Here is an 18,138-nt window from a genome sequence, read left to right on the forward strand (position 1 = left end):
ACTGCGGGCCGCAAGCACTGCCTTATAGACCCTGCTCTACAAACGGAACGGCCAGGGCCAGGGCCGCATCCAGTGCGCCAGCGTCGGTACCGCCGCCTTGCGCCATGTCTGGACGACCACCACCCTTCCCGCCCACTGCCGCAGCGGCTTGCTTCATCAAATCACCGGCTTTGAGTTGGCCAGTCAGGTCTTTGGTTACGCCTGCAACCAGAACGACCTTTTCCTCATGGACACTGCCGAGCAGGATCACTGCGCGGCCGAGTTTGTTTTTCAGTTGATCAACCAGCGCCAGCAGCGCCTTGCCATCCTGACCGTCCAGACGCACGGCCAGCACTTTCACGTCCTTGACGTCCAGCGCCTGGGCCGACAGATCGTCGCCCGCGGCACTGGCAGCCTTGGCTTGCAACTGCTCGAGTTGCTTCTCCAGCAGACGGTTGCGCTCCAGCACAGCCGACAGCTTGTCGATCAGGTTGTCGCGGCTGCCCTTGACCAGGCTGGCCGCTTCCTTGAGTTGTTCTTCCGCCGCATTCAAGTAAGCCAGCGCTTGCGCACCGGTGACTGCCTCGATACGACGCACACCCGACGCCACACCGCCTTCGCTGATGATTTTCAGCAAGCCGATGTCGCCGGTACGGTTGGCGTGGATACCGCCGCACAGCTCGACGGAGAAATCGCCCATGCTCAGCACGCGCACGTTGTCGCCGTATTTCTCGCCGAACAGCGCCATGGCGCCTTTCTGCTTGGCGGTTTCGATATCGGTTTCTTCGGTTTCAACTTCGGAATTCTTGCGAATCTCGGCGTTGACGATGTCTTCCAGCGCTTTCAGTTGTTCAGGCTTGATGGCCTCGAAGTGGCTGAAGTCGAAGCGCAGGCGCTGACTGTCGACCAACGAGCCTTTCTGCTGAACGTGATCGCCCAGCACCTGGCGCAATGCGGCGTGCAGCAAGTGAGTCGCGGAGTGGTTCAACGACGTGGCGTGACGCACCTCGGCGTCAACGTGGGTCTCGACCGGCGTACCGACGATCAGGCTACCCGAATCCAGGATACCGTGGTGCAGGAATGCACCGCCGGTCTTGGTGGTGTCACGCACGTCGAAACGCGCGCTGCCCGCCTGCAGGTAACCGCAATCACCGACCTGGCCACCGGACTCGGCGTAGAACGGCGTCTTGTCGAGAACGATCACGCCCTCATCGCCTTCGCTCAATACGTCGACCGACTGGCCATCTTTATACAGCCCAACGATCTTGGCGGAACCGCTGTGAGCGATGTAACCGGTGAACTCGGTGGCCACGTCGACCTTGACCAGGCTGTTGTAGTCCATGCCGAAGGAACTGGCGGAACGGGCACGGACGCGCTGGGCTTCCATTTCGCGCTCGAAACCTTCTTCGTCGATGGTCAGGCTGCGCTCGCGAGCGATGTCGCCGGTCAGGTCCATCGGGAAACCGTAGGTGTCGTAGAGTTTGAACACTACGTCGCCCGGCACCACGTCGCCCTTGAGTTCAGCCAGATCCTGCTCGAGGATCTTCAGACCCTGCTCCAGGGTCTTGGCGAATTGCTCTTCTTCGGCCTTCAGCACGCGCTCGATGTGCGCCTGCTGGGATTTCAGCTCCGGGAACGCCTCGCCCATCTCGGCAACCAGGGCCGCGACGATCTGGTAGAAGAAGCTGCCCTTGGCGCCCAGCTTGTTACCGTGACGGCAGGCGCGACGGATGATCCGGCGCAGCACGTAGCCGCGACCTTCGTTGGACGGCAGCACGCCGTCGGCAATCAGGAAACCGCAGGAACGGATGTGGTCAGCCACGACTTTCAGCGAAGCCTGGGCGTCGTTGGTGCAGCCGATGGCCTTGGCCGATGCAGTCAGCAGGCTCTGGAACAGGTCGATTTCATAGTTCGAGTGAACGTGCTGCAGCACGGCACTGATCCGCTCCAGGCCCATGCCGGTATCCACCGACGGCGCTGGCAGCGGGTGCAGCACGCCATCGGCGGTGCGGTTGAACTGCATGAACACGTTGTTCCAGATTTCGATGTAACGGTCGCCGTCTTCTTCCGGCGAGCCCGGTGGGCCACCCCAGATGTCGGCGCCGTGATCATAGAAAATCTCGGTGCATGGACCGCACGGGCCGGTATCGCCCATGGTCCAGAAGTTGTCGGAGGCGTACGGCGCGCCCTTGTTGTCGCCGATGCGCACCATGCGCTCGGCCGGAACCCCGATGTCCTTGGTCCAGATATCGTACGCCTCGTCATCGCTGGCGTAGACGGTGACCCAGAGCTTTTCCTTGGGCAGGTTCAACCACTTGTCGGAAGTCAGGAAGTTCCAGGCGTAGCTGATGGCATCACGCTTGAAATAATCACCGAAGCTGAAGTTACCCAGCATTTCGAAGAAGGTGTGGTGACGAGCGGTATAACCGACGTTTTCCAGGTCGTTGTGCTTGCCGCCGGCGCGCACGCATTTCTGGCTGGAAACCGCGCGGGTGTACGCGCGTTTTTCCTGGCCCAGGAAGCAGTCCTTGAACTGGTTCATCCCCGCGTTGGTGAACAGCAGGGTTGGGTCGTTGCCCGGAATCAAAGAGCTGGAGGCTACACGGGTGTGGCCTTGCTCTTCGAAGAAGCGAAGGAAGGCTTCACGGATTTCTGCGCTTTTCATTAGGTTCTTCCACGGAGGCTGCGGCCAAAGGCCTGTTCGAAACGTCAACAGACGAAGCGACGGCAAAGGGCCGCATTATATCGGCCCTGCGCGCGGGGTACAGCGTGTTTATACGATAGAAACACTCAATTGGAGTGCTAACGCTATCACTTGCGCGAAAAGTCGACGAATGTCGCGACGACCTGCTCGATTTGCGCACGACTGACGTCCATGTGCGTGACCATGCGCAGACGCGCGGCGGCGCTGAGCTTGATCCCCCGCTCGGCGGCAAAGGCCTTGATGGCCTCGGCCTGGTCGCCCATCTGCACGTAAACCATGTTGGTCTGCACCGGCTCAACCTCGAAGCCCGCTCCACGCAGACCTTCGGCCAGCCACTGTGCGTTGGCATGGTCATCGGCCAGGCGCTGAACGTTGTTATCCAGCGCATACAGGCCCGCCGCCGCGAGGATCCCGGCCTGACGCATGCCGCCACCGACCATCTTGCGCAGGCGCCGGGCCTTGCCGATCAGCTCCGCCGAGCCACACAGCACCGAACCGACCGGTGCGCCCAGGCCTTTGGACAGGCACACCGAGACGGAATCGAAATACTGGGTGATTTCCCGGGCATCCACCCCCAGTTTCACTGCCGCGTTGTACAAACGAGCGCCGTCCAGGTGCAGTTGCAAGCCGTGTTCGCGGGTAAAGTTTCGGGCCCGGGCCAGGTATTCCAGGGGCAGGACCTTGCCTTGCATGGTGTTTTCCAGCGCCAGCAAACGGGTGCGGGCGAAATGGAAGTCGTCCGGCTTGATCGCCGCCGCAACCTGCGCCAGGTCCAACGAACCATCGGCCTGCACTTCCAGCGGCTGCGGCTGGATCGAGCCAAGCACCGCCGCGCCCCCACCTTCGTACTTATAAGTGTGGGCCTGCTGGCCGACGATGTACTCGTCACCGCGATCGCAATGGGCCATCAACCCCAGCAGGTTGCTCATGGTGCCGGTCGGCACGAACAGTGCCGCGGCAAAGCCCAGGCGCCTGGCCAGTTCGGCTTCCAGGTGATTGACCGTCGGATCTTCGCCATACACGTCATCGCCGGTGGCGGCCTTGGTCATTGCCTCGAGCATGCCGGCGCAAGGTTGGGTGACGGTGTCGCTGCGAAGATCGATAACACTCATGAATCTGGCCTCAGTAAGCAGGGGAAATCCCTTTCAGTCAGGAATTACTGCGGGCATGGCGACGATTAATCAACCCTTGGGCTGGGATAATGCTCACTAATAGAGCGAAATACTCGATAGCAATCATCCAAAAGGGGCCATGCGCACACCGCAAATATGTGATAAAAACGCTGCGCCGCCAAACATTTGGGCGGCAAAAACGTTCTCAGGGCGGGGTGCAACTCCCCACCGGCGGTAATTGCGCGCAAAGCGCATAGCCCGCGAGCGCTTGGCGACGACGCTGCTTCGGCGGTGGTTGGCGGCAAGGTCAGCAGACCCGGTGTGATCCCGGGGCCGACGGTCATAGTCCGGATGAAGAGAGAACGGGATTGACAACAAAGGGCCGTCCGCCAGCATTCGTGCGAGCGTGCGTACCCTCAGATCCCCTTCGATTCATAACGCCCTGTTTTTCACACAAACAGGAGTCAGAACATGCAACCCACCGCAATCGACAGCAAAAGCAAACACCATCACGGCGAGCGCGTAGCGTTCATCCAGGCCTGCTGGCACAAGGATATTGTCGACCAGAGCCGTAAAGGCTTCGTCGCCGAAATGATTGCCCAGGGTTATCAGGAGTCCGACATCGATTTCTTCGAAGTCGGCGGCGCCTTTGAAATGCCCCTGCACGCCAAGTTGCTGGCCAGGACCGGTCGTTATGCCGGCATCGTCGCGGCAGCCTTGGTGGTGGACGGCGGCATCTACCGTCACGAGTTCGTCGCCCAGTCAGTGGTCAGCGGCCTGATGCAGGTGCAACTGGAAACCGAAGTGCCGGTGTTCTCGGTGTCCCTGACCCCGCACCACTTCCATGCCGGTGAAGAACACCAGAAGTTCTTCTTCGAGCATTTCCTGCACAAAGGTCAGGAAGCGGCGAAGACCTGTGCGGATACGCTGATGAAGATCCGTTCGCTGCGTCGCAGTGAACCGCGTGCGCTAGCCGTATAATCACCGCAAAACCTGTAGGAGCGAGCCTGCTCGCGATGGCGGACTGTCAGTCGACATTTATGCTGACTGATACACCGCTATCGCGAGCAGGCTCGCTCCTACATGGGTTCTACGCTGAATTCAGGCCAGGTTTTCGTCGGTCGTCGGCACGACCAGGATGCCGGCACGCAAACCATTCTTCACCCTGGGGTTCGGGAAGATGATTCGGGCGCCCTCCTCCTCGATGATCCAGCGGGTGTTGGCGATGTCTTCCGCCAGCAGGTAACCCACTTCCAGTTCCGAAAAGTTCTCGATATCCGCCGGCAGGTTCAGGCGGAAGCTGTCGCTGTGCTTGATGATTTCCCGCGCCACGCTGTACAGCTGCAAACCGTCCAGTGCCGCTTCAGTCAGTTCCGGCTCGGTGCCTTCGATGATTTGCTTGAGACGGTTTTCCAGCAGGGAAACATTGACCCCGTCGTTCTGCCCGAAAGGCCGTGCCTTGCCCAACTCCAGAGTGAAGGCCTCGGCCCCCAGTTTGTCGTAGGTGTAGGCGCTGAACACGATGGAAGGCTTGTTCTGCAACAACACAGCTTCCATGCCGGCAGCACGCAGGCGCGCCAGTTCCTGACGCGAATGCTGGCGATCTTCCTTCCACGGATACAGGGCGAACTGCTCGATTTTCGAGCCGCGAATCGCCGTGTGCAGGTCGTAATGCAGGCGCTGACGATCCGGCAGGCTGAAGAAGCTGGCAGCCAAACGCTCCAGCTCACAGGCGCGCAGGGCTTCGGAACCGCTGCTTTGTTCGTGACGGCCATTGAACAGCCGATTGACGTCCTGCTCGACGAAACGCTCACCTTTGCGAATCGCTTCCGGGTTGCCGAACAGGAACAGAATACGTGCGCGCGGCTTCAAGTCGCCGCGGGCAATGTCGTGCAACAGGCGATCGAGCAACTCGATCGGCGCTGTTTCGTTGCCGTGGATTCCCGCCGACAGCAGCAGGTCCAGGCCATTGTCACGCGCTTCAGGTGGCCGGACTTCCAGCGCACCTTCGCTCAACCAGCGCATGCGCACGCCTTCGACAGTCAGTTGAGTCTTCTCCGCCGGTTCACGGCCGGCGAGGGTCAGTTCAAGCAGTTTGCCGAGGGCGAGCATAGAGCGGCTTCCTTAGTGATCGTGGTTGCAGTCCGGGCCGTGGACGTGTTCCTCGTCGTCACCGAGGTCAGCGGGTTCCATCTCCAGTTGCAGACTTACCAGATTAGTCGCCAATGGGCGCAGCAGCAGATTGGCGTATTCGGCGTCGCCTTCTTCGACGTCCACGCCGATCAACAGTTGGCCGCGGCCGTCCTGCTGGATCCACAGCTCTTTGCCTTGCCACATGACCGCGACGCGGGTGCAGGAAGTCTCCAGTTGCGTGCCGTCGGTGTCTTCAAGGATCAGCTGCAGGGTATCGCTCATGTCTTTACGCTCTCGTTTGAGATGAAGCAGCGCGCTGCCATACAGGGCGGCGCGCCGTCGATCAATTGATCTGGAATGGATAAACCGCGCCCAGTTTAAGGATTTGCGTCAGTTCATCCAGTGCCGTCCGGCACTCAAGCAGCAATTGCGGGTCCGCCAGATCGTTTTCGGTCATGCGGTCGCGGTAGTGCTTCTCGACCCATTCGGTCAGTGTGCCGTACAACGGTGCCGTCATGATAACCCCTGGATTGACCGCCGCCAGTTCGGTTTCGTTGAGCGCGACGCGCAACCTCAGGCAAGCCGGGCCACCGCCGTTCTGCATGCTTTGCTTGAGATCGAAGACTTTCACTTCGCGGATCAGGCCGCCGGAGCTGGTCAAACCCTGCAGGTATTGCCAGACACGCTCGTTGCCACGGCATTCTTCCGGCACGATCAACAGCATGGAGCCATCAGGACGCGACAGCAGCTGGCTATTGAACAGGTAGGAACGAACCGCGTCTTCCACGCTGACAGCGGAACGCGGAACACAGACAGACTGAAATTTCCCACCGACTTTGGCGAGTTTGCTCTGCAATTCAGCGAGCATCTTCTCGGTCTCGAGGAACGCGTCCTCGTGATAGAACAGCACTTCGCCATTACCCACGGCGATCACGTCGTTGTGGAACACGCCCTGGTCGATCACCGACGGGTTCTGCTGGGCGTAGACCACGCCGTCATCGCTCAAGCCGTGCAAACGGGCTACGGCCTGGGACGCTTCGAGGGTCTGGCGCGCCGGGTACTTCTGCGGTGCCGGGTAGCGGGTGTCGAACGCGCTGCGACCGAACACGAAGAACTCGACACCGGCTCCGCCGTATTCACGGCAGAAACGCGTGTGGTTGGCCGCGCCTTCGTCACCGAACTGCGCCACGGCCGGCAAGGCGGCGTGGTGGGCGAAGTGTTTCTGGTCAGCGAACATCGCACCCAGCACGCGGCTGGTGGTCGGGTGTTCGATGCTGCGGTGGTATTTGCAGTTGAGGTTGGCGGCGGTGAAATGCACGCGGCCATCAGCGGTGTCGGCGCTCGGGCTGACGGTGGCGGCGTTGGCCACCCACATGCTCGAGGCCGAGCAACTGGCCACCAGCAGCGGCATCGCGTCTTTGGCCGCGCGCTCGATCACCTGAGCGTCGGTGCCGCCAAAGCCCAGGCGACGCAGTGCGGCCACATCCGGGCGCTCTTGCGGTGCCAGAACGCCTTGCTGGAAACCCATCTCCATCAACGCTTTCATCTTTGCCAGGCCTTGCAGCGCCGCTTCCTTGGGGTTGGAAGACTGCTGGCTGTTGCTCTGGGACGCGACGTTGCCGTAGGACAGGCCGCCGTAGTTATGGGTCGGCCCCACTAGACCGTCAAAATTGACTTCATAGGATTTCATCAGCGAGGCTCCACGAGAATCTGTTGTTATAGGCTTCAGTAACTAGATTTGAGACCGAGGCGCGGCCATCGCCAGCAGGCTGGCTCCTACAGGGTTTGTGTCGTACACAGAGTGTGTGAACACCACCGAACCTGTGGGAGCCAGCCTGCTGGCGATGGGCATCACGCCATTTTCACGCCAGGCGTCAAGGCTGCTGGCATCACCAGGCTCGGCGTTTCCAGCGAGGCCACCGGGTACGCGCAGTAATCCGCCGCGTAGTAGGCGCTGGCGCGGTGGTTGCCCGAGGCGCCGACGCCACCGAATGGCGCGCTGCTTGCGGCACCGGTCAGTTGCTTGTTCCAGTTGACGATACCGGCACGGCTTTCCAGCCAGAATTGCTGGTAACGCGCCTCGGAGTCCGACAGCAGGCCAGCCGCCAGGCCATAGGCGGTGTCGTTGGCTTCAACGATCGCCGCTGCAAAATCAGCGTAGCGGATCACCTGCAGCAACGGGCCGAACAGTTCTTCGTCAGGACGATCGGCAACGGCAGACACGTCCAGGATACCCGGGGTCAGCAAGGCCGATTGAGCCTGAGGCTGAGTCATTTCCAGCAGCACCACGGCGCCATTGGCCAGCAGGTGCTCCTGAGCATCCATCAACGCTTTCGCAGCGCCAAGGGAAACCACCGAGCCCATGAACGGCGCCGGTTGCTGATCGAAGGCACCGACTTCGATAGTCGCGCTGACCGCCACCAGGCGCGCCAGCAACGAGTCGCCCCAGGCACCTTGTGGCACCAGCAAGCGACGGGCACAGGTGCAACGCTGGCCGGCGGAGATGAACGCCGACTGAATGATGGTGTACACCGCGGCATCGAGGTCGGCGACCTGATCGACCACCAGCGGGTTGTTGCCGCCCATCTCCAGCGCAAGGATCTTGTCCGGACGACCGGCGAATTGCTGGTGCAGGTGATTGCCGGTGCGGCTGGAGCCGGTGAAGAACAGCCCGTCGATACCCGGGTTCGCCGCCAGGGCGATGCCGGTTTCACGAGCGCCTTGCAGCAGGTTCAACACGCCAGCCGGCAGACCCGCCTCGACCCAGCACTTGACCGTCAGCTCAGCGACTTTCGGTGTCAGTTCGCTTGGCTTGAACAGTACGCTGTTACCCGCCAGCAGTGCCGGCACGATGTGGCCGTTCGGCAGGTGACCCGGGAAGTTGTAAGGACCAAATACCGCCACCACACCGTGTGGCTTGTGGCGCAGCACAGCGGTGGCATCGCCCAGCGGGCCGCTCTTTTCGCCGGTACGCTCGCGGTAGCTCTGCACCGAGATGGCAATCTTGTTGACCATGCTGGTGACTTCGGTCGCCGCTTCCCACAGGGGTTTGCCGGTTTCTTCGCCGATGGTATGAGCCAGTTCGTCAGCGTGATTCTTCAGCGCAGCGGCAAAGGCTTCCAGCACCGAAATACGCTCTTCCAGGGTGCGTCGGGCCCAGCCAGGGAACGCCTGACGCGCCGCTTGCACAGCCGACTCGACCTGAGCGGCGGTGGCGCCAACGCCGGACCACAGCACCTGCTGGGTCACCGGGTTCAGCGACTCGAAGGCTTCACCCCCACCTGCCAGCCATTCACCTGCGATGTAAAGCGACTTCATTATTTCGACTCCCGAGCTGCGGACAACGCCACGGCGCGTACTTGGTCGCCAGCGTTGAGTTGAAGACGTTTGGCGGTCTGCGGATCGACCACCAGGGTGCCGGCGGCCAGACGTGCCGGCGCAGCAGTGATACGGCAGTCCTCGCGCTTGCGGTTGTGGATGATGAATGGCGTGGCGTCGTCACCCGGCGTGCCGACGGCCAGCACCAGCGCCTGGCTGTCACGCACGGCGCGGATCTTGCCGGTTTCGCACTCGATCGCCGGGCCGGCGTCGAAAATGTCGACGTAACCCTGGTAGCTGAAACCTTCGCTCTTGAGCATGGCCAGCGCCGGCTCGGTGTCCGGGTGAACCTGCCCGATCACGTTGCGCGCATCCGGCGACAGGAAGCAGGTGTACAGCGGGAATTTCGGCATCAGTTCGGCGATGAACGCCTTGTTGCCCACGCCGGTCAGGTAGTCGGCCTGGCTGAATTCCATCTTGAAGAAGTGCCGACCCAGGCTTTCCCAGAACGGCGAACGCCCGGCCTCGTCGGAAACACCACGCATTTCGGCAATGATCTTGTTGCCGAACAGCTGCGGGAACTCGGCGATGAACAGCATCCGCGCCTTGGACAGCATGCGACCGTTGAGGCCGCTGCGGTAATCGGCGTGCAGGAACAGCGAGCACAGCTCGGAGTTGCCAGTCAGGTCGTTGGCCAGGAACAGCGTCGGGATTTCGCGATAGATGTTCAGCTCTTGCGAAGCGCTGACCGTCAGACCGACCCGGAAATTGTACCAGGGCTCACGCAGGCCGACGGCGCCGGCGATGGCGGAAATACCCACCACGCGACCGTCGTCATCTTCGAGCACGAACAGGTAGTCCGCATCGCCCCGCCCGGCTTCGCCGCGAAAGGTCTTCTCGGCCCAGCCGACCCGATGGGCCAGCCGCTCTTCGTTGGCCGGCAAGGTGGTCAGGCCGGTGCCGGTGCTGCGGGCCAGGTCGATCAGAGCGGGTAAATCGCTGCTGCGTACGGGACGAACGATCATGCTATCTCCTCAAACGGGCCGCTTGCGCCACCCGTGAAACTTCGCTGCTGTCTAAACAAGCAATCAGGCCGGGCAGGCGTTAAACCGCCACCAGGCGCACGCTGGCACCCTCGCCGACGCCCAGGGCTTCGGCCGCTTCCAGGTCCAGGGTCACTGGTTTGCCTGGTGCGTAATCGAGTTCGAGCATGACCGCGCGGTAATCCTGCAACTGGGCATTGGCCACCAGATACTGGCGACCGACGCCTTTGACCGGCTCGCCGATCTTCACCGGCACCACACGGCTCTGGGCGATCGAACGGATCCCCGAAACACGGGCATGCAGGGTCGGGCCGCCGTCGAAGATGTCGATGTAGTGATCGGTCTCGAAGCCTTCGCGCATCAGGATGTCGAAGGTGATCTGCGCCCGCGGGTGTACCTGGCCCATGGCTTCTTGCGCGGAGTCCGGCAGCAATGGCACGTAGATCGGGTAATGCGGCATCAGTTCGGCGAGGAACGTACGGCTTTTCAGCCCGCACAGCCGCTCGGCTTCGGCGTAGTTGAGGTCGAAGAAGTTGCGACCGATGGCATCCCAGAATGGCGAGTCGCCGTTTTCATCGCTGTAACCGACGATTTCGGTCACCACGGAATCGGCAAAACGCTCCGGATGGCTGGCCACGAACAACAAGCGGCCACGGGAGTTGAGCTCCGACCACGGCGAACCCACCAGCTCGCGCTGCACATAGAAGCTGGTCAGCAAGCTGTTGCCGGTCAGGTCGTGGCACTGGGAGAGCACGTGGATCTTGTTGTGAATCTTCAGCTCGCGGGAGGCGTGCACGAAGGTTTCGTTGCGAAAGCTGTAGAACGGCTCGGAGTAACCGGCCGATGCCACGATGGCCGAGCAACCGACCAGCTTGCCGGTGGCAGAGTCTTCAAGGACGAAGAAATAGCTTTCTTCACCGTTGAAACTCACTTCGGCGGCGAACGAGGCTTCGCTTGCGGCGATCTTGTCGCTCAGGCGTTCAACGTCATCCGGCAAGGAAGTGACACCAATCGGACTGTCCGCAGCCAGACGCTGTACCTCGCCCAGATCAGCCATTTGCGCGGGGCGCATCACCAGCATGGTGTCACTCCTTTCTCTTAACTCTTTTGAGGAAAATAAGCCGGCCCCTTGTAGGAGCGAGCCTGCTCGCGATGGTGGATCAGCAACAATGATGTCGCCTGACACACCATCGCGAGCAGGCTCGCTCCTACAGAAAAGCGGGGCCGGCATAAAAAATTCGGTTCGACGCCTGACTTGCAGGCGTCGAAGGGTCTATCAGGCTTGCGTCAGTTTTGCCGCGGCACGTTCGAATCGGTCCAGACCGGCATCGATATCGGCGTCTTCCACCACCAGGCTCGGGGCGAAACGCACCACGTCCGGGCCGGCTTGCAGGACCATCAGGCCTTCTTGCTCAGCGGCATTGAAGATGTCCTTGGCCTTGCCTTTCCAGGCATCGCTCAGCACGCAACCGATCAACAGGCCCATGCCGCGGACCTTGGTGAACAGCCCGTACTTCTCGCCGATCTGCTCAAGGCGGGCCTTGAACTTGTCGTGCTTGGCGTTGACGCCGGCCAGCACTTCAGGGGTGTTGATCACGTCGATCACAGCTTCCGCGACAGCGCACGCCAGCGGGTTGCCGCCGTAAGTGGTGCCGTGGGTGCCGACGACCAGGTGCTTGGCCAGGTCTTCGGTGGTCAGCATCGCCGCTATCGGGAAACCGCCGCCCAGGCTCTTGGCGCTGGTCAGGATGTCCGGGATCACGCCGTAATGCTGGTAGGCGAACAGATGGCCGGTACGGCCCATGCCGGTTTGCACTTCGTCGAAAATCAGCAGCGCGTTGTGCGCGGTGCAAAGCTCGCGGGCACCTTGCAGGTATTCGAGTTCAGCCGGGATCACACCGCTTTCGCCCTGGATCGGTTCCAGCACCACAGCGCAAGTCTTGTCGGAAATGGCAGCTTTCAGTGCAGCCAGATCGTTGTACGGCACATGGGTGATGCCGGTGATTTTCGGACCGAAACCGTCGGAGTACTTCGACTGACCGCCGACGTTCACGGTGAACAGGGTACGGCCGTGGAAACTGTTGAGCGCCGCAATGATTTCGTACTTCTCGCTGCCGAAACGGTCGAAGCCGACGCGACGGGCCAACTTGAAAGCGGCCTCGTTGGCTTCGGCGCCGGAGTTGCAGAAGAAGGCGCGGTCGGCAAAGGTGGCGTCGACCAGTTTATGCGCCAGGCGCAGGGCCGGCTCATTGGTGAACACGTTGGACACGTGCCACAGCTTGTTCGCCTGCTCGGTCAAGGCACCGACCAGCGCCGGATGCGCGTGACCCAATACGTTGACGGCAATCCCGCCGGCGAAGTCGATCAGCTCGCGGCCGGACTGGTCCCAAACGCGGGAACCGGCGCCACGCACAGGAATGAATGCGGCAGGCGCATAGTTGGGAACCATTACCTGATCGAAATCGGCGCGTTGTACCGCAGCGTGCTCAACGGACATCGGAGTCTCCTGAAGAGAAAACACTCGCCTGAAACTGGCGAGCTTGGTGAGGATTGTAAGGACAGTTTTCAGCCCGGCCTTGCCGCCAAGCGACAACTTCTTATAGCGCAAACCCCGGATTTTCCCGGGTTTACGGCAATGCGACATATAGGGTCGCAAAGGCGCAGTTTAACTGGCGACGGGCGTTTGAGGCAGGCTTGCTGCGTTGTAACCCATGGCAATGGTCGGAGTGCGGTAAATATGTACCGCACAGCGTCCAGATTCGCGGGTTTTCCTAGTGGTCTTTCAAAGCCAACGGCCACTGCCCCCATGACTACCGAATCTACTGCCACTGTTGCCTCCGACGCTTTCAGACCCGACGCTCACTTCCAGCACCTGCAGAATGTCATCCCCTCCTGGCTCCGCCAGGCGGCCCCCCACAGACGCAAGGCGCTACGCAACATCACCCCCGCTCTGCCCGCCGGACTAAAGACTGCGTCGAAACATCACCACACGGAACTCACCAGGCTGATCGCCCGACAGGTCGCCAGCCAGAACCAGGTCGACAAGGCGCTGGCCAACCTGCAAAACCCCGCGGATTTCGCCGAACCGCTGCTCAAGGCCGAAATCAAGCGCCGCTTCGGCCTGGATCTGAATGTGCGCGAAACGTTTTTGCGCCTCTACCTACCTGATCACCTGCCGTGGTTACGACTGAAGTCGGGCGCTGCGCGCATCTGGACGGTATCGCTGCTGGACGCCGCACTGCACAATTTCGAAACTGCCGAGACCCGCGTCGATGCCTTCGAGCCTGCCTCGACGTACATCACAGCACCGTCTTCCGACGGGCAATTCCTGACCTTGCCGCAGATCCTGAAAAAAATGCCTGTGACGGTATTTACCGGTATGTGCCGGGAGCTGGACATTGGCCAGCGCTATAAAACCTATCTGGAAGACAATCTGGGCATCAGCAACCCGGTGGTCGCGGCGGTCCTGCAAGGAAAAATCCGCGACAGCCAGAAATCCGCAATCACCGCTGCATTGCACCTGGCACAGATGCAAAAAAACCTGGGCAACGACACCCACAGCCTGATTCTCGGTCTGCTCGACAACCTGCCGCATCTGCGCCTGCACAGGCAGCCATGGCGCTGTCATGACCTGACGATCCTCAACGCGCGCCTGACCGGCATCCTGCTGTTTGCCCCGGACCTGGAGCGCGCCCGGGAAGTGGTTCGCGTGGTGGCTTATATACCGGGCGACCCCGAACAGCCGATCAAGGAATACCCATCGTCCGCAGCCTTCGCCGAGGAACTGGGCCAGCGCCTTCGCGACCCCGCCTATCAACAGTTTTTCAGCCGCTTCATTAACCATGAGGATCGCGGCCACTTTTTCGCTCAGTTGAACAACCTGCTTGCCCCGATCACCTGGCAACCGGTCCAGCCAGGCGATTCTCGTCCGACCTGGCGGGAACAACCCAACCCCCGTGCGGATCTGCAGATCGTGGCAACGCCTGTCACAACAGAACTGTGGACTCACCTCTACCAAAGCAAGCTCGACAAGATCCTCAACGATGCGCGGGTGATCGCGGTGTCCACTGCAACGGTCGACCAGAAAGCCCGCTGGGCGCTGTGGGATTCCTTCACGGAAATCGCCTCGGCGCTGCTGAACATCGCCGCGTTCGTCGCGCTGCCATTCGTGCCGTTTCTCGGCGAACTGATGCTGGGCTACATGGCCTACCAGTTGCTCGACGAAACCTTCGAAAGCGTGGTCGACTGGGCCGAAGGGCAGAGTCGCGAGGCCTTCGGGCACCTGATGGGTGTGGTGGAGTCCGTGGTGCAACTGGGAACCTTTGCCGCAGGTGGCGCGATCGCAGCCGGGGAATTTCGCTCGGTATTGCCTCGGGAGATCGTTGAATTCATCGACCGCTTCAATTCGGTAAAACGGCCTGATGGCGACACCCGCTACTGGCAGCCCGACCTGACCACCTATGAACACCCCGCGGTGTTACCCAAGGATGCAAAACCGGATGAGCTGGGGCTGCACCCGCATCAAGGCCAAACCCTGCTGCCCCTGGAAACCAAACACTACGCCGTGAGCAAGGATCCGCTAACCGGCAAATACCGCATCGACCACCCCACCCGCCCTGACGCCTACAAACCACAACTGCGACACAACGGCAGCGGTGCCTGGCAAACCGAACTCGACCAGCCGTTGAGCTGGAACCAGGCCACCGTATTGCACCGTGTCGGTCCGGACATGCAGCGGTTTCCAGCCAGCACCCGCGAGCGCATCCTCGACATCAGCGGCAGCCACGAAGATGTCCTGCGCAAGATGCACGTGAATGCCGGGCAGGTGCCGCCGCTATTGGCCGACACACTCGTACGCTTCGGGATCGATCAGGACATACAAGCCTTTATCGATCAGATCGGCAGCGACCAGCCGGAACATTTCCTCAAGGCGGATCCCGTGACACAGCTGGAACTGCTTAATGAAAACGGCTACTGGCCAGCAGACAAAGGCCTGCGACTGATCGACGACAATGCGCAAACCCTTTGGCAAAGCCCGGCGCGCGATGTGCCCGTGGTGCAAATCGATACCGCCCGCCTCACCGATGGCGACGTGCTGAAAACCTTTCTCCTGACCCTGTCGGACAGCGAAGCCAGAACGTTGATGGGTGAAGAATTCGGCCACCCCTCCCCGAGCCTGGAAAACCGGACGCAGCGGTTGCGCCAGATACTCTCGCAACTTGCCGAAAAGAAACGGCAACGCCTGTTCGACCAGCGTTACCGCAGACTCGAAGGTGGCGCTCGCGCAGCTGTACAAGTGGTCATGGATGCCGAGCCCGGACTGCCACGCAGCGTTGCACAAGCAATTGTGGACACAGCAAGCGACCTGGAACTGCAGCAGTTGAAAAACGCAACCGTCCCCCCTCGATTAGCCGAGCTGAGCCGGGAGGCCCGCTTGCAAGTGCGCGTGACACGCGCCTACGAGGGGCTTGATTTGCCATCGACCGAGAACAACCTCGACACCGACCGGCTGGCCTTGCACACCCTGGAAAAACTGCCAGGCTGGACGGGACAGCTACGGTTGGAAATCCGCCAGTACTCCCATGAGGGTCTCCTCATTGACAGCCTTGGCAGCGTCGAAGCGCCCGACCGCAAAGTACTGGTGCTCAATGAAGAAGGCTCGTATCAGCCGTTCGATCATGATGGCGAAGAACTCAGCGGCATGGGCTCGCTTTACACCTGCCTGCTACAGGCCATGCCGGACAGCGAACGTACCGCCCTGAATCTTCATATCGGTGAAGGTGAACGGCTCAAACAGTTGATTCGTCAGCACGCCTTGAACCGTGATGCATTGCGCGCGCTGCTGATTCAACACCCCAACCTCAAACCCACCTACGACCCAAAGGTGATGCGCTTGCTCGGTGGCAGTGACGGGTATCGTCGAATCCCAGGCAACACACCCACCTTGCAAACTCGGGCGCAGACACTGTTTCCCCATCTATCCGCCGAAGAACTCGACGCCTTCGTCGAACGCTTGCAGCAACACCCCAACGGGCTGCGAGCAGAGCTGAGTCGGCTCATGACTCAACACGCGCAACTCCTGGAGACACTTTCGTCCTGGCGCAATCAAATTCCACTGTTCATTCCAGACACGCAAATCGGAATCACGCCCGAGCAATTCGCTGCGCAACAGCAGGTCCGCCGTCAATTCACTACCCGTCTGGCCGAGTGTTGGCGCCAGCAATGGACCCTCCCCGAGACCGCTTTTGAAACGGTCGACTTCAACTTTTCCCAACCGATCATCGGCCAATTGCCGACACTGGACGCCGAATTCAGCGGCGTCACCATGCTGACCCTGGATGGCAGTAGTGCCACGCGAGGCGTGCAGGAGTTTCTGCGCAGTTTTACAGGTTTACGCATCCTGAAACTGCGCGATTTCAACCTTGGCCGCTTGCCCGACACCGTTTCCTCGTTGCAACTCGAAGAACTCGTTCTGAGCAATTGCGCGATTACCCTCAGCCCCGAAAGCCAGACCGCACTTGCCGGCCTGCATCAGTTGACTTTTCTGAACTTGTTCAAAAACCCCTTGGGCCTGACACCTGATATCGGCAGCATGCCCGATTTGAATTACATCGATTTATCGCAGACAGGCATCACTGAACTTCCGCGCGACTTGTTGACTCGTCCGCGCCTGCGCACCGCCCTGCTCCATGACAACCAGATCAAGGAGGTACCCGACACCCTGTTCACATTGCAGCGCAGCACCCAGGGAGATATCAACCTGGGCAACAATCCACTTTCAAGCGCAACCCGTGAACGCCACAAACAGCACTTCCAGCAGACCCGTCAGGACTTCGGTATCTACGCCGAAGAAGGAGACATCCACCGCGTGCAAGCGCTGTACCCCATGCTGGACCGTGAGGTTGCCAGCAAATTCGTGTTCCTGTTACCCGGCACACTGGACGAGGGGCGAATCACATTGACCCGCCTGGAAGCCGAACTCACCACCCTTGAAAACGACCTGTCAGCCTGGACCGGCAATATTCCAGCCGTCCACCCTCACAGCAATCAACCGTTCACTGCCCAGCAACTGCTGATCGAACATTCGACGCGGGACGCATTCAGAGAGTCCGTACTACGCTGCTGGCGCCGGGAAACCGATCCGGATGATTTCAACGATACGCTGCAAGCGACTACTTATGACCTGAGTCTGGAGACGCGGATTACCGGTAGCCTGCCGATACTTAGCGCAGATTTCAGCCATGTTTCCATGGTTTACCTGAGCAGCGAGAGCGGCCTGACCACAGGTGTCACGGGGTTCCTGGAGAGCTTCCCCAAACTCAAGACCCTCGTTATCAACGACTTCAGGCTGGGCGATATCCCGGAGGCGATTTTCCGGATGAGCGATTTGAAGTCGCTCAATCTCCTGGACTGCAACGTCACCCTGACCCCGCAGTCGGCCCTGAACCTGGCGGAGATGGCCCGCCTGGAATTCATCGACTTGAGAAACAATCCGCTGGGACTGGCTCCGGATATCAGCCAGATGACAGACCTGGCGACCCTGCAACTGGACAACTGCGGGCTCACCGAACTACCCGCCGGACTGTTGCAACTCAAGAGCCTGGAATCCGTGGACCTGAGCGACAACGCGATCAGCCAGATACCCGCCGACCTCCTCGAACTGCCGCTGGAGGTCGCCGAAAGCATCAGCCTGCGGGGTAATCCGTTCTCTGAAGAAAGCCTGCAAATCCTGCTCGAGTATTTCAGGCTGACCAGCGTCGACTTCGGAGTTCAGGAAGTGATCGAACGGGCAGAATTGGAGATGTCGACTTCCGAGGCGTCCGAACCGGAAGATTGATCGGGATCAGGC

General features: G+C 60.6%; 11 protein-coding genes and 1 riboswitch. Of the genes, 2 read left to right on the plus strand and 9 right to left on the minus strand.

All coding sequences use genetic code 11. The features are described 5' to 3' along the window. Nucleotides 1-22: 22 nt before the first annotated feature. A complete protein-coding gene (alaS, locus tag AC3ITA_RS22230) occupies nt 23-2,644 on the minus strand; it encodes an alanine--tRNA ligase (RefSeq protein WP_489278372.1) in 2,622 nt (873 codons plus the stop codon). A gap of 146 nt (nt 2,645-2,790) precedes the next feature. After that, nucleotides 2,791-3,795, minus strand: coding sequence for a low-specificity L-threonine aldolase (ltaE, locus tag AC3ITA_RS22235; RefSeq protein ID WP_489278373.1), 1,005 nt, complete (start codon nt 3,793-3,795; stop codon nt 2,791-2,793). A gap of 197 nt (nt 3,796-3,992) precedes the next feature. Beyond that, nucleotides 3,993-4,163, plus strand: a riboswitch (FMN riboswitch). A gap of 103 nt (nt 4,164-4,266) precedes the next feature. On the opposite strand from ltaE, the gene AC3ITA_RS22240 reads away from it, so the two are divergent. Then, on the plus strand, nt 4,267-4,776 hold the full coding sequence (locus AC3ITA_RS22240; RefSeq protein WP_095944568.1) for a 6,7-dimethyl-8-ribityllumazine synthase: 510 nt from the start codon (nt 4,267-4,269) through the stop codon (nt 4,774-4,776). Between the two features lie 120 nt (nt 4,777-4,896). Here the strand turns inward: AC3ITA_RS22240 and astE are convergent, their stop codons facing one another. From astE to AC3ITA_RS22275, 7 genes are all read right to left on the minus strand, one after another. Continuing rightward, nucleotides 4,897-5,907 carry a succinylglutamate desuccinylase gene (astE, locus tag AC3ITA_RS22245; protein ID WP_095944567.1) on the minus strand — a complete coding sequence of 337 codons (1,011 nt, stop codon included), beginning with the start codon at nt 5,905-5,907 and terminating at the stop codon, nt 4,897-4,899. Nucleotides 5,908-5,919: 12 nt separating this feature from the next. Continuing rightward, on the minus strand, nt 5,920-6,210 hold the full coding sequence (locus AC3ITA_RS22250) for a hypothetical protein (protein ID WP_045057447.1): 291 nt from the start codon (nt 6,208-6,210) through the stop codon (nt 5,920-5,922). Between the two features lie 61 nt (nt 6,211-6,271). Further along, the gene (gene astB / locus AC3ITA_RS22255; RefSeq protein WP_095944566.1) at nt 6,272-7,618 is read right to left on the minus strand and encodes an N-succinylarginine dihydrolase; all 1,347 of its coding nucleotides are present in this window, start codon (nt 7,616-7,618) and stop codon (nt 6,272-6,274) included. A gap of 161 nt (nt 7,619-7,779) precedes the next feature. After that, on the minus strand, nt 7,780-9,249 hold the full coding sequence (astD, locus tag AC3ITA_RS22260) for a succinylglutamate-semialdehyde dehydrogenase (RefSeq protein WP_489280816.1): 1,470 nt from the start codon (nt 9,247-9,249) through the stop codon (nt 7,780-7,782). Then, nucleotides 9,246-10,271, minus strand: a complete 1,026-nt coding sequence (astA, locus tag AC3ITA_RS22265) for an arginine N-succinyltransferase (protein ID WP_008049558.1) — start codon at nt 10,269-10,271, stop codon at nt 9,246-9,248. Before astA ends, astD begins: the two co-directional genes overlap by 4 nt. A gap of 79 nt (nt 10,272-10,350) precedes the next feature. Next, nucleotides 10,351-11,370, minus strand: coding sequence for an arginine/ornithine succinyltransferase subunit alpha (gene aruF / locus AC3ITA_RS22270; protein ID WP_046042322.1), 1,020 nt, complete (start codon nt 11,368-11,370; stop codon nt 10,351-10,353). A 195-nt stretch (nt 11,371-11,565) separates the two neighbouring features. Then, nucleotides 11,566-12,786: an aspartate aminotransferase family protein gene (locus tag AC3ITA_RS22275; RefSeq protein WP_095944564.1), complete on the minus strand. Its 1,221-nt coding sequence runs from the start codon at nt 12,784-12,786 to the stop codon at nt 11,566-11,568. 309 nt (nt 12,787-13,095) lie between these two features. Between AC3ITA_RS22275 and AC3ITA_RS22280 the strand changes: the two genes are divergently transcribed. Further along, nucleotides 13,096-18,126, plus strand: coding sequence for a dermonecrotic toxin domain-containing protein (locus tag AC3ITA_RS22280; protein WP_489278374.1), 5,031 nt, complete (start codon nt 13,096-13,098; stop codon nt 18,124-18,126). The last annotated feature ends 12 nt before the right edge of the window (nt 18,127-18,138 follow it).

It is taken from the genome of Pseudomonas sp. GL_090, assembly GCF_057837765.1.

What these genes read in the sequence shown, in the direction of transcription:
- alaS (WP_489278372.1), bottom strand. Translation starts at nt 2,644, where the DNA reads ATGAAAAGCGCAGAAATCCGTGAAGCCTTCCTTCGCTTCTTCGAAGAG.
- ltaE (WP_489278373.1), bottom strand. Translation starts at nt 3,795, where the DNA reads ATGAGTGTTATCGATCTTCGCAGCGACACCGTCACCCAACCTTGCGCC.
- AC3ITA_RS22240 (WP_095944568.1), top strand. Translation starts at nt 4,267, where the DNA reads ATGCAACCCACCGCAATCGACAGCAAAAGCAAACACCATCACGGCGAG.
- astE (WP_095944567.1), bottom strand. Translation starts at nt 5,907, where the DNA reads ATGCTCGCCCTCGGCAAACTGCTTGAACTGACCCTCGCCGGCCGTGAA.
- AC3ITA_RS22250 (WP_045057447.1), bottom strand. Translation starts at nt 6,210, where the DNA reads ATGAGCGATACCCTGCAGCTGATCCTTGAAGACACCGACGGCACGCAA.
- astB (WP_095944566.1), bottom strand. Translation starts at nt 7,618, where the DNA reads ATGAAATCCTATGAAGTCAATTTTGACGGTCTAGTGGGGCCGACCCAT.
- astA (WP_008049558.1), bottom strand. Translation starts at nt 10,271, where the DNA reads ATGATCGTTCGTCCCGTACGCAGCAGCGATTTACCCGCTCTGATCGAC.
- aruF (WP_046042322.1), bottom strand. Translation starts at nt 11,370, where the DNA reads ATGCTGGTGATGCGCCCCGCGCAAATGGCTGATCTGGGCGAGGTACAG.
- AC3ITA_RS22275 (WP_095944564.1), bottom strand. Translation starts at nt 12,786, where the DNA reads ATGTCCGTTGAGCACGCTGCGGTACAACGCGCCGATTTCGATCAGGTA.
- AC3ITA_RS22280 (WP_489278374.1), top strand. Translation starts at nt 13,096, where the DNA reads ATGACTACCGAATCTACTGCCACTGTTGCCTCCGACGCTTTCAGACCC.